Source organism: Falsiphaeobacter marinintestinus (assembly GCF_007923355.1).
GTDB classification, from domain to species: Bacteria; Pseudomonadota; Alphaproteobacteria; order Rhodobacterales; family Rhodobacteraceae; genus Phaeobacter_A; species Phaeobacter_A marinintestinus.
Window position 1 is genome coordinate 43,523 of sequence record NZ_VOGO01000001.1, and the last position, 12,407, is coordinate 55,929.

The following is a 12,407-nucleotide window of genomic DNA, read 5'->3' on the forward strand; positions in this document are numbered from 1 at the left end:
GATCACCGAAATTGCCAAGCCTTGTCACACAATCATCCCGGTGCGTCACACTGCGGATTTGCGCCATCTGCGCACCGACAATAACAGGCAAAGTATCGCAGCTATCCGAAACGGCCCCATGACTGATGCCAGCGCCCCAAAGACCGCTTCCCCTCAGACCGACAAACGGGCTGCAGATGACCTGTTCCGAATTCTTGAGCGTAAGATTTCGTCAGGTGAGCTTGAAGAAGGCGCACCTTTGCCGCCGGAACGCGAAATCGTTCAAACCTATGGCGTCAGCCGCACAGTGGTCCGCGAAGCTGTGCTGGCCCTTTCGAACAAAGGCCTTGTCGAAGCCAAACCGCGCTTTCGACCCATCGTGCGCAAACCCAGCGCCGATACCGCGCTGGAAACCATCGAAAGCCTTGTGCGCCGCCTGCTGGTCCAACCCAATGGCGTCAAAAACCTGTTCGACACCCGTATTCTGGTCGAGGCCGCATTGGTGCGCGAAGCTGCTGTAAAGGCCAACAAAAGCGACATCGCCAACCTGAAAACGGCGCTGGACGCCAATCTGGAGGCAATCTCGGACAATGACGCGTTCTATCGATCGGACATGGCGTTTCACGCAATTTTCTTCGACATTTCAGGCAACCCGCTGCTGCCTGCCATTCACCGCGCCTATACCGCATGGCTTGCCCCGCAATGGAAGCAGATGCCGCGCATGGCTGATCGCAACCGAACCAACTACGACTCTCACAAAGCCATATTCGATGCCATCCTGATGCGCGATCCCGACGCCGCCGAGGCTGCTTTGCGCCGCCACATGACAGACGCGTGGACCCAAGTGCAGATGACATTCGGTGATATCTGAAGGACATGCCCCGCCGATGAACCCCCTGAACAAAATCGCCTGCATTGGCGAAGTCATGATCGAACTGGTCACCCAGGCCGATGGGCACACCGATCTGAACATCGCTGGTGACACCTATAACACGGCTGTTTATCTGGCTCACCTGTTGGCCGAGACCGACAGTCAAGTGTCCTATGTCACTGCATTGGGACAAGATCGGTTTTCCAAACGCGTGCTGAGCGACATGGAACAGCACGGCATCATGGCGGACTACGTCGAGATCCGTGACGACAAGGTGATCGGGCTCTATGCCATCGATACGGACGCCAATGGTGAACGCAGCTTTACCTATTGGCGGTCCGACAGTGCTGCACGCACCCTGTTTTCTGAACCGGCTCAGATCGGGCTGGACCAGTTGATGGGGTTTGACCTGATCTTCCTGTCCGGCATCACTTTGGCAATCCTGCCCGAAGGCACCCGTCAGGCCCTGTTTGATCTGCTCGACCAGTTCCGGCTGGCAGGCGGTCTTGTGGCGTATGACAGCAATCACCGCCCCCAACTTTGGAACACGATAGATCAGGCGCGGGCCGTAAACGCCCAGATGTGGGCCAGAACCGATATCGGGCTGCCGTCGGTCGATGACGAAATGGCGATATTCGGTGAAACCGACGAGATCTCGGTTCTGTCACGCCTGCGCACAGCAGGGTTGCAGCAGGGTGCACTCAAGCAAGGCGCGACCGGCCCTGTTGCCCTGTCACCAGACGTCGCACCGCAATCATGGCCGCCGGTTCAGTCCGTGATAGATACCACCGCCGCCGGCGACAGCTTTAACGCCGGATTTCTGGCTGGCATTGCCACCGGAACCGGACCCGAAAAAGCGATGGAGTTGGGCCACGCCCTCGCCTCCGAAGTCATCCAGCATCGCGGCGCCATTGTGCCCTGGCAAAACATCTCCACCAGAACCGGCCGTTGACCTGGCGGTTTCGTCCGACCAAAACCCAAACCTGAATACTAGTGATTATGCCTCCGGGGGTGTCGTTTGGCTCAGGCTATTTCACAAACCCAAGACATTTCGGAAGCGTTCGAAACCCTACTAAGCCGCCTTCGAACAGGCGCGCTTCGTAAAGTAAGTTGTTGTTTTTTCCGACCTGTTGTTTCCATCCCAGCAGCACTTTGCACCGTTTTTTGCCCGGAAATCAGTCCTTCAAGTTGCCACCTCAACGACGGATCGCGTGGTTCAGCGTGAAGCACATAGGCGGATAGACCAAAGGAGTGCCTTTTTTTATCATGTTTTCGGCACTAATCAGTCCTTGGATAAACCCGCATTTCCCAAGTAACTTGACGTTTTCACACCTCTGAATGCCAGTAACGTGTTATATTTCAGCATGTTAATTGGGCTGAAGGTGGCGGATTATGGATCACCCAGAGGGTGCGGGCAAAACGGGCGATGGGCGGCTTGGTTTTGACCGTCGGGTGCGGCTGGAATTTCGCGGCACGCAGCTCAGTTCCGACGGCGGTTTGCTGGTGATGTGCGAGTTGGATGAAGTGCTCGGGCTGTCTGATCTTGCGTCCGGTCCGCTCAATGACACCCGCCGGGGCAAGAACATCGTTCACCGGCTTGACGGACTTTATCGACAATCGGTTTATGGACGTCTGGCGGGCTACGAAGACGTCAATGATGCTGACCGTCTCTCCCTTGATCCGGTCATGCGCCAAGTGGTGGGTGGTCGGGCTGTCGAGGCGCAGGCGGCCTCGGCCTCGCAGATGGGACGGTTTGAGATCGAGACGTTGGCCGCGCCCCAGAACCGGAAGGCATTGGCCGACCTTAATGGCCAGTGGATTGACCGCTTCCATGATCGCAACGGGCTCAAATACATCGTGCTGGACATGGATAGTTCCGTCAGCCCGACCCATGGCGATCAGGAAGGCACGGCTTGGAACGGGCATTTTGACTGCACCTGCAATCACCCGAACTTCTTGTTCAACCAGTTTGGCATGCTGGAACGCTGCGCCCTGCGAAACGGCAATGTCCACAGCGCCGACGGCTGGAAGGACGTCCTCGACCCTGTTATGCTGGCCGCAACCTTGGGGGCCGCTTCTTCCGCGCTGACGCCGCCTATGCGATCCCGGCACTCTATGAGCGGCTCGAAGAGGCGGGCTATTTTACGCCATACGGCTGAAGAAGAACGCCGTTCTGGAAGGCTGTATCGCCCGCCGGTTGACCCGACCCGTTGGGCGTCCGTCAAAGACCAAGGTGAAGCGGTTTTACGAGAAGTTCCAATATCAGGCCGCATCCTGGGACAGGCCGCGCCGGGTCATTGCCAAGATCGAATGGCATCCGGGCGAGCTGTTCCCGAAGGTCGGCTTCATCGTCACCAACCTGCCCATGGAGCCGGACGAGGTCACCCGCTTCTACAATCGACGCGGCACCGCCGAGCAGCACATCAAGGAGGGTAAATACGCTTTCCGCTGGACCCGGCTGTCGTGCAAGCGGTTCTGCGACAACGAGGTTCGGCTGCAACTGCACGCGCTGGCCTACAACCAGGCAACATTTCTGCGCTGCATCGAGTTGCCCGAGGCCATGGCCGATTGGTCGTTGACGAGCCTACAACTGAAGCTGATCAAGATCGGCGCCCGCGTCGTGCGTCACGCCCGCGCCATCACTTTCCAGCTTGCCGAGGTAGCGGTCACAGGCCCCATGGTCAGGGCCATCCTAATTGCGATCCACCGCCTTCGAGCGCCGCCGTCATGTGCGTGCCCGCGATCCTAACAGCATCTGAACCAAAGCGGCAGGACAGGTCTGTCCACCACGCTGAAGAACGGCGACGCAGGGCCAAAATGACGCGAGTTTGTGGACCGACCTGCACGAATTCGAGCCTTTTGATCCATGCAAACGCCGCCCGGGGCCCAAAACGCTTGATCAGCAAGCGAAATCAGGCAACCCTGACCTCAAACGGCAGGCCACTTGGGGAATGTCGGTTCCCTTCAGCTTGGTGGTCATTAGGTCTACCAGATCGTCAGGTAGAGGCAGACGTTGTTCGCTCTTGCGCCTTGTGGCCTTCGGGAGTTCGAGACCAGAAAATGGGTTGGTGATCTTCGTGTTCAAGTCGAGTTCTCTGTCAGCCAGATTGACGATTTCCGACATGATAGAGAGTTCACGGCTGATGCTTTCTACTGAGAGCTTCTTGCCGTTGGCTTGGCGATAGTCTTGGAGAAGGTAGTCACGAACCATATGCCATGAGAGCGGCGAAGATCATCCAGCTTCATCTCGCGTGGCGAACCCATCACATGCTCCATGCGGCTGACGATACGGTCCAACCGTGTGGCCTTGTCCTTGTCGTCCTTAACACGCTCCCGAGAGTAAATGTTGATGGCGTCCTGAAGGGTAGCTGCAGGTGCCTGAGCATTGGGGTGGGATAACGCCTTGAGGACCAGAGGGTCTTCGCCTTGCTGAGCTAGACCGTGTCTGAGCATGTTCCTAGCGTCGGTCTCGTCCAGACCCGCGACGTCTTCCAGCATTCACTCGGCCTTCAGCAGGGCTGAATGCCAACGCTCCATAGGGCTGCGGGTGTCTTCATCACCTCGAAGCGTTACTCTCGATTCATCGACCAGCTTGTCGAAGCCACGGGCGATGGCGTCATACTCAGCCAGCATCTTCGCACCTGTCTTGTGCTTGAGATGCACTTGGAACCATTCCTGCCCAAGAATCTGCTGAACGCCTTTGGGGATACGGCGAAGATAACGGGGGTTCGTCTTGTTCTTACCGACCATGTCGAGATTGGGGAGTTTCATCGTCAAAGCCATCTCGTGTGCCCTCGGTGTGTTAGCTTTTGTGTGTTCGCCAAGCAACCGATAGGCCTTGTTTTTCAGTGAAATGACGGCTTTCAGCCTTGTCACTGGTGCGGGTGAAGGGACTCGAACCCCCACGCCAAAGGCGCCAGAACCTAAATCTGGTGCGTCTACCAATTCCGCCACACCCGCACACAGGCAGACCCGATCAGGATCTGCGCATGCTGCGCTCATAGCAAAGCTTGAAATCCGATGCGAGTGAAATCCGACGGGTGATCTAAGATTTGGTTTTTCAACGCAAATCCCCTCCGCCCCCTTCAATCAAAGTCAAAAAAAGCCGCGACAGCGGCACAAAAAGGACGTATTCTTAAAAGAAAAACTGAGGCAAATGAGCGAGAACGTTATGACACCAACCCCAACGGGGCGGGGTCAGAAGAGCGATGGACTTCTGCAACCTGCGCTACTCGACCTTCCCACCACTCGACTGGCCTGTGGCACCACAGTGCTGACAATGGACGGCGATATGCCGGTCGAATTTCTGTCGCCCGGAGACCGGATCATCACCCGCGACAGCGGTATGGCGCGTCTGTCTCACATCAGCTTTAGCCATAGGCCTGTCAACGCAATTGCTATTCAGGCCGGCTCATTGGGCGATACCCGTCCTGAGACGGACATGATCCTTCCCATCGATCAGTTGGTTCTGATCCGCGATTGGCGGGCACAGGCGCTGTTCGGCACTCCTCAGGCAACGGTGCAAGCGGGCGACCTGACAGATGGTGAATTTATTCGCGATCTGGGTGTCCTGAACATGCGGCTCACCCACCTGCATTTCAATCGCCCGCACGTGATCTATGCCGGGGGCCTCGAACTTGTAGCCGCTTTGCCGCACACCGAACACGCCCAGGCCGCCTGACGCGCCTTAAGCACCCAATGACCTGAACACCGCGGGCAATTGCTCGGGCAGATCTTCAGCGATCAGGCCCGGGCCGAACTGCAGCGCACATTCTACATGTAGCCACGCGGCGGTTTCCGCCGCCTGTATGGGCTTGAAGCCACGCGCCAGCAGCCCGGTGATGAACCCGGCCAGCACATCGCCCGATCCGGCCGTGGCCAACCACGGCGCAGCCCGGTCATAAACAGCGGCGTTCACACTGCAGGTTCCGGTTTCATCCGCAATAACGGTATCAGGCCCTTTGAATAGGACAGTGCAGCCTGCCCGCTTGGCAGCTGCGCGCGTAGCGTCGACCTTGGAATAGGCCGGCCCCTTGACCGGGGTCTCGTTCAGCTTGGCCGCGATGTCCGGAAACAGCCGCGCGAACTCGCCGCCATGCGGGGTGAGCACACAATTTCGGTGCAGCATCCCGAACAAGTCGTCAGGCGCATCCGCAAATGCCGTCAAAGCATCCGCATCCAGAACCGTCGCCCGCGTGGCCTTCAAGGCCGTCGGCACCAGATCCCGCGCCCGTTCGATCCCCAGTCCGGGACCAAGACACAGGGCGTTCAGCCGCGTATCGCCTAACACCCCATCCAGCCCAGCCGCATCATCGGCGCGCTTTAGCATCAGGGCCGTGATCTGACACGCCACCTCCATTTGCGCCGACCCCGGAACCGCCAGCGTCACCAGCCCCGCCCCAATCCTGAGCGCCCCCCGCGCCGCCAACCGCGCCGCGCCGGTCGTGCCGGCACCGCCTGAGAGCATCAGGGCGTGTCCATGAGTGTATTTGTGGCCATTTTCCCGTCTGATGCCGCGCGTGTATACATTCACCAAAGTACGCTCAGCTACATCCATATCATGCATCTGGTGTGGCAACTGACTTTCCAAGCCGATGTCCACTTCCACCAACTTGCGCGAGATCTTTGCCAGTGGTTCCAAAAAGTGTCCTAGTTTGGCCCTTTGAAATGTAACCACCAGAGGCGCGATTGCGTACGCCGCGCTATCGGCGCCAAGCAGTTTGCCACTATCCGCACAAAACCCGGATGGAATATCCACTGAGACAGCGAAGTCCTCGTATTGATACAAGTCGGATACAATCCTCAACAAACCCGCTTCCAAGGGACGTGTAAGACCCGTCCCAAACAATGCATCGACGGCAATGACGGGCTCAATACTGCACTGTTCGTCCAGAGTCTCGTGCACTTTGAGCGGTTTGACACACCCCAATAAGCTCCACCGGTCATAGTTCGCCCGCGCATCCGGCGGTAGCGTCTCGGCATCTCCATACAGAAACACCTCCACGTCCCAGCCGCGCTCCTTCAACAACCGCGCCACGACGAACCCGTCGCCGCCATTGTTGCCCGGTCCGCACAAAACGACCGCCCGCTTCCACTCTTGCGAAACACAATCGGGGAACTGCGAAACTGTGCTCTCTTCTTCATAAACGAAGGCCTGCCATCCCTCGTAAATCGCCTCAACCACGCCCTGCCCCGCCCGCTCCATCAACTCCAGACCGGTGACCTCGCCAGAGGCAATCGCTGCCTGCTCAATCGCCCGCATCTGAGCCGCTGTCAGCAGTTCCGTCATGCCCAATCCCCCGTCGATTCAAAAACGATTACTTTTTGTGCAAGTCGCACATTTTTTTGACAAGCAGGCCAATTCGCCCGGCCCAGCCCAAACCGCGACATCGTATGCGATTGTGGCTCCCACTTAGAAGTGATCTCTCCCAGCGAGACAAGGTTGCGAGGAGTCCACCGATGAAAAAGATCGAAGCGATCATCAAACCGTTCAAACTGGACGAAGTGAAAGAAGCGTTGCAAGACGTCGGCGTTCAGGGTCTGAGCGTGATCGAGGTCAAGGGCTTTGGCCGCCAGAAGGGCCACACTGAACTCTACCGCGGCGCCGAATACGTCGTGGATTTCCTGCCCAAGGTAAAGATCGAGGTCGTTCTGGATGACGATCAGGTCGATGGTGCTATCGATGCCATCGTGAACGCTGCCAAGACCGACAAGATCGGCGATGGCAAGATCTTTGTCACCAATGTTGAACAGACCATTCGCATCCGGACCGGCGAAACCGGTTCAGACGCGCTCTGATCACAGATCACAGACCCAATTTTTCTGAATTTCCAAACGAGAGGACCAAAGGGAATGAGCATTGACGCAGTTCTTCAGCTGATCAAGGAAGAAGAAGCGGAATACGTTGATATCCGTTTCACCGACCCGCGCGGCAAGCTGCAGCACGTGACGGTCATGTCGGACCAGGTCGACGAAGACTTCCTTGAAGAAGGCTTCATGTTCGACGGTTCGTCGATCGCCGGCTGGAAGTCGATCGAAGCTTCAGACATGAAACTGATGCCCGACACGACAAGCGCATATGTCGATCCGTTCTATGCGGAAAAGACGATCTGCATCCATTGTTCGGTTGTTGAGCCCGACACGGGTGAGCCCTACGAACGGGATCCGCGCGGCACTGCCGAAAAAGCCGAAGCCTATTTGATTTCCAGCGGCATTGGCGACACGGCCTACATGGGCCCCGAGGCCGAGTTCTTCCTGTTCGACAACGTCAAATTCGCCGTTGAAATGAACAAGGTTGCCTATGAGGTCGACGCGACAGACGCATCCTGGAACACAGATGCCGATTTCGAAATGGGCAACATGGGCCATCGTCCCGGCGTCAAGGGTGGCTACTTCCCGGTGAACCCGGTCGACGAAGCGCAAGACCTGCGTTCGGAAATGCTGTCGACGATGAAGCGTCTTGGCATGAAGGTCGACAAGCACCACCACGAAGTTGCGTCTTGTCAGCACGAACTGGGCCTGATCTTTGGCACAGTGACCAAACAAGCGGACGAGCTGCAGAAATACAAATACGTCATCCATAACGTAGCGCACGCTTACGGCAAATCGGCGACCTTCATGCCGAAGCCGATCGCAGGCGACAATGGCACCGGCATGCACGTGAACATGTCGATCTGGAAAGACGGCAAGCCGATCTTTGCTGGCGACAAATACGCCGACCTGTCGGACGAAGCGCTGTATTTCATTGGCGGCATCCTGAAGCACGCCAAGACCCTGAACGCGTTCACCAACCCGTCGACCAACAGCTATAAGCGTCTGATCCCGGGTTTCGAAGCCCCGGTTCTGCGCGCCTATTCGGCCCGTAACCGGTCGGGTTGTGTGCGTATTCCATGGTCGGAATCGCCGAAAGCCAAGCGCGTCGAGGCCCGTTTCCCCGATCCGTCGGCAAACCCCTATCTGTGCTTTGCAGCCCTGCTGATGGCTGGCCTTGACGGGATCAAGAACAAGATCCACCCGGGCGAAGCCATGGACAAGAACCTCTATGATCTGCCTGCAGAAGAACTTGCCGGAATCCCGACAGTCTGTGGATCGCTACGCGAAGCACTGGATTGCCTGGCCGACGATCATGACTTCCTGTTGGCGGGCGACGTGTTCACCAAAGACCAGATCGATGGTTATATCGAACTGAAGATGGAAGAGCTGCAAGCTTACGAGCACACGCCGCACCCCGTCGAATACGCGCTGTATTACAGCTGCTGATCAAAGTTTGATCCTGTGATCTTGGGGCGTCCCGTTGGGGCGCCCTTTTCATTTTTGATCGTCCAAGTGGCCGTGTTCGGTTTTTGGGTATTTGGAACAAGAAAGAAGCAGGGCGCGTCTTCAATCTGGGCGATTGCATTCGTACGACAGGCAGGCTAAATCCGCGCTCCCCACTTTTGATGGAGACGGGTCATGGCGGTTTTGGGGATCGATTTCGGGACATCAAATTCGGCGGCAGGAGTCGCGGTCGGCGGCCAGCCTTGGCTGATCAATCTGGAACCTGGCGCCACAACTTTGCCGACGGCTGTTTTCTTTCCCGAGGACAGGTCTGGAATGCGGATCGGAGAGCGGGCCGTAAGAGCCCTGATTTCCGGTGAAGACGGTCGGTTCATGCGCGCGCTCAAGAGTCTTCTGGGTACTCCGCTTTTGCATGAGGAGCGCCGGTTCTATGGCCAGAAGATGACTTTTGCCGATATCGTTTCGGGGTTTCTGGCCGACGTGAAAGCCCGGGCCGAGGCCGCGACGCATCAGTCGTTTGACCATGCATTGTCAGGCCGACCTGTTCGGTTTCACAGCTCTGATGAGACACGCAATGCCCGGGCCGAGGCCGATTTGCGGGCCTGCTATCTGGCTGCCGGGTTTACAGACGTGAAGTTCATGTTCGAACCCGAAGCAGCCTTGCGGGCCACTCCGGCGCAACCCGGACTTGGGATGATCGTGGATATCGGCGGTGGTACGACGGATTTCACGGTGTTCGAACAGGGTGACAGCGGTGCGGCGCGTATTCTGGCGTCTTTTGGTGTGCGGATCGGCGGGACGGATTTTGACCGCCAGCTTAGCATCGATCATGTCATGCCGCTGCTGGGGCGCGGGTCGGGCATCCGCAACAGTTTTGGCGGCGGCAGCCTTCCGGCCCCCAACCGGTTGTTCAACGATCTCGCGACCTGGCAGATGATTCCGTTTCTCTATGCGCCCGAACCCCGGCGCGCGGTGGCGGACCTGGCGCGGCACGCAGTCGAACCCGAGAAACTGGCACGGTTTCGGACTGTATTGGACGACGAACTGGGCCATGATCTGGCTTTTGCCGTCGAAGCGGGCAAAATACATGCCAATGACGCGGCAGACACCGGAATCCGGATTGGCATGATCGAACGTGGTCTGAGCGCCCCGCTTTCACCGGAATTGCTGGAACAAAGCCTCAGCAGCAGTATTGGGAAAATCCGTCAGGCGGCCTGTGACGCGCTGGCGTTGGCCGATGTTCAACCAGAACGCATTTCCCGTCTGGTTATGGTTGGCGGGTCGTCGCTGATGACGGCCCTGCGACGCGATATGCAGTTCCTTTGCCCCTCGGCCACAATCGAAACCGGCAACGCGATGACGGCGGTGGCGGATGGATTGGCGTTAAGTGCCGAACACGCGTTTTCCTGACGTCCGCAGTTTTCGACAAGACCTGCCTGCCCGTCATAGCCCTTTGGGGCGTGTATGGTTAAGGTCGCCGATAACCCGCCATCAAAAAGGAATTCATCTATGCGCATGTTACCCCTGTCAACGCTGGTCGCTGCCGCGCTGGCCCTGCCCGTCACGGCCCAAACCATCGACCGGATCACCGAAACCGGCGAATTGCGGTTGGGATATCGCATTGACGCAGCCCCTTTGTCTTTCGCGGATGAGGCCGGGCTGCCTGCCGGGTATTCAGTCTTGCTGTGCGCCGAGATTGCACAGGGCATCGCCAACGCGCTCAAAATGGAAGAGTTGAACGCCGACTTCTTCGCCATCTCTCCGACGGATCGGTTCGACAAGGTGGCTGCAGGCGAGATTGATTTGCTGTGTGGTGCTGCAACAATCACCCTGGGTCGACGCGCGCTGGTCGACTTTTCCATCCCGACCTTTGTTGATGGAGCCGCCCTGATGCTTCCGGCAGATGCCCCGGGCCAGTTCGCCGACCTTAAAGGCAAGCGGATCGGCGTGCGCGGCGCCACAACCACCGAAGAAGCGTTAAACAATTCCCTGACCCGGTCTGGCATAGAGGCCGAAGTTGTTGCCTTTGACGCGCATGATCAGGGCATGGAGGCCATGAAGGCGGGCGAGATTGACGCCTATTTCGCCGACCAGTCGATCTTGTTGTATCTGCAAGCCACCAGCGGCGCGCACAACGATTTCAAAGTCTCGAACGAAATCCTGAGCATCGAAAAACAAGGGCTTGCGCTGGCCCGCGGGGACACTGATTTCCGGCTGATGGTCGATAGCATCGTGTCAGAGCTCTATAAAAACGGCAAAATGGAAGAGATCTTTGCCACAACCATGCCCGGTGCCACGGCTGGCAATGCGCTGCGGGCTCTGCATCTGATTGCGCCGACCCTGCCTTAAGGCATCTGGAAACGACTTGGCGATTTGCCCGGCGCACGATAGTGTCGGGCAAATGGTGTTTTTGATTTTTGGGGGCGTTATGCGGCGGATCCTTTCAGGTTTAGCGATTGGTTTTTCACTTTTGAGCGCTCCGGCGGCCATTGCGGCCTCGTGTGGCAACACAAGTTCGGGGTTCGAGGCCTGGAAAGTTGATTTCGCCAAGGATGCCAAAAAGGCCGGTGTGAAATCCAAAGGTCTGCAGGCGCTGGCTCAGTCACGATACGCCACCTCAACGATCTCTGCAGACCGCAACCAGAAGAGTTTCCGCTACAGCCTTGATAAATTCATGCAGATCAGGGGCGCGGATGTGATCGTTGCGCAGGGCCGCAAACGCAAAGCCGCCAATCCTGCGTTTTTCGCCGCTCTTGAAAAGCAGTACGGCGTTCCGGCGGGCGTACTGATCGCCATTCACGGAATGGAAACCGGGTTTGGACGCTTCATGGGCGACAGCAAGGTCGTGTCGGCCATCGTAACGCTGGCCTATGATTGCCGCCGCTCCGAGTTCTTTATCCCACACGCCATAGGAGCATTGAAGCTTGTCGATCAGGGCGCGATCACCGGAAACACCCTGGGCGCCAAACATGGTGAACTTGGGCACACCCAATTCTTGCCCGGAAATGCGCTGACTTACGGTGTTGATGGCAACGGCGACGGGCGTGTCGATTTTTACAATCTCACGGACTCACTCGCCTCTACGGCGAACTACTTGCGCCAAAAGGGCTGGAAAAAGGGCCGCGGCTACCAGCCGGGCGAGCCAAATTTTGCAGTTCTCCAACAATGGAATGCCGCAACTGTCTACCAGCAGGCAATTGCAATCATGGGCGCACGTATCGACAAATAGTCCGTTTGGTATCAAACGGATTTTGGCCGCAGTCCCGCCCCATTCCGAACA

The 12,407-nt window shown here is 57.6% G+C and carries 11 protein-coding genes, 1 tRNA gene and 1 pseudogene; 9 read left to right on the forward strand and 4 right to left on the reverse strand.

Annotated features, from left to right (window positions below; all coding sequences use genetic code 11):
- Positions 1–118 precede the first annotated feature (118 nt).
- From FOY56_RS00230 to FOY56_RS00240, 3 genes and pseudogenes are all read left to right on the forward strand, one after another.
- Positions 119–850: an FCD domain-containing protein gene (locus tag FOY56_RS00230; protein WP_146343779.1), complete on the forward strand. Its 732-nt coding sequence runs from the start codon at positions 119–121 to the stop codon at positions 848–850.
- Between the two features lie 16 nt (positions 851–866).
- Entirely contained in the window at positions 867–1,802 is a 936-nt protein-coding gene (locus tag FOY56_RS00235) for a sugar kinase (protein WP_146343780.1), read from the forward strand.
- Between the two features lie 440 nt (positions 1,803–2,242).
- A pseudogene (locus FOY56_RS00240) lies at positions 2,243–3,599 on the forward strand (IS1380 family transposase).
- Between the two features lie 401 nt (positions 3,600–4,000).
- On the opposite strand, the gene FOY56_RS00245 reads toward FOY56_RS00240, so the two are convergent.
- From FOY56_RS00245 to FOY56_RS00255, 3 genes are all read right to left on the reverse strand, one after another.
- A complete protein-coding gene (locus FOY56_RS00245; RefSeq protein ID WP_146343781.1) occupies positions 4,001–4,348 on the reverse strand; it encodes a hypothetical protein in 348 nt (115 codons plus the stop codon).
- The gene (locus tag FOY56_RS00250; RefSeq protein WP_146343782.1) at positions 4,349–4,633 is read right to left on the reverse strand and encodes a hypothetical protein; all 285 of its coding nucleotides are present in this window, start codon (positions 4,631–4,633) and stop codon (positions 4,349–4,351) included.
- A gap of 93 nt (positions 4,634–4,726) precedes the next feature.
- Positions 4,727–4,810 (reverse strand) — tRNA-Leu (locus FOY56_RS00255).
- 211 nt (positions 4,811–5,021) lie between these two features.
- On the opposite strand from FOY56_RS00255, the gene FOY56_RS00260 reads away from it, so the two are divergent.
- On the forward strand, positions 5,022–5,531 hold the full coding sequence (locus tag FOY56_RS00260; protein WP_146343783.1) for a Hint domain-containing protein: 510 nt from the start codon (positions 5,022–5,024) through the stop codon (positions 5,529–5,531).
- A 6-nt stretch (positions 5,532–5,537) separates the two neighbouring features.
- On the opposite strand, the gene FOY56_RS00265 is transcribed toward FOY56_RS00260, so the two are convergent.
- The gene (locus tag FOY56_RS00265) at positions 5,538–7,139 is read right to left on the reverse strand and encodes an NAD(P)H-hydrate dehydratase (protein WP_146343784.1); all 1,602 of its coding nucleotides are present in this window, start codon (positions 7,137–7,139) and stop codon (positions 5,538–5,540) included.
- Between the two features lie 170 nt (positions 7,140–7,309).
- Here FOY56_RS00265 and FOY56_RS00270 point away from each other — a divergent pair, with 170 nt between their 5' ends.
- From FOY56_RS00270 to FOY56_RS00290, 5 genes are all read left to right on the forward strand, one after another.
- Positions 7,310–7,648 carry a P-II family nitrogen regulator gene (locus FOY56_RS00270; RefSeq protein ID WP_146343785.1) on the forward strand — a complete coding sequence of 113 codons (339 nt, stop codon included), beginning with the start codon at positions 7,310–7,312 and terminating at the stop codon, positions 7,646–7,648.
- A 54-nt stretch (positions 7,649–7,702) separates the two neighbouring features.
- On the forward strand, positions 7,703–9,109 hold the full coding sequence (gene glnA, locus FOY56_RS00275; protein WP_146343786.1) for a type I glutamate--ammonia ligase: 1,407 nt from the start codon (positions 7,703–7,705) through the stop codon (positions 9,107–9,109).
- A gap of 192 nt (positions 9,110–9,301) precedes the next feature.
- Positions 9,302–10,537: an Hsp70 family protein gene (locus tag FOY56_RS00280; protein ID WP_146343787.1), complete on the forward strand. Its 1,236-nt coding sequence runs from the start codon at positions 9,302–9,304 to the stop codon at positions 10,535–10,537.
- A 99-nt stretch (positions 10,538–10,636) separates the two neighbouring features.
- Complete coding sequence (locus FOY56_RS00285) at positions 10,637–11,476, forward strand: amino acid ABC transporter substrate-binding protein (RefSeq protein WP_186766207.1); 840 nt, start codon at positions 10,637–10,639, stop codon at positions 11,474–11,476.
- 79 nt (positions 11,477–11,555) lie between these two features.
- Entirely contained in the window at positions 11,556–12,356 is an 801-nt protein-coding gene (locus tag FOY56_RS00290) for a lytic murein transglycosylase (RefSeq protein WP_146343789.1), read from the forward strand.
- The last annotated feature ends 51 nt before the right edge of the window (positions 12,357–12,407 follow it).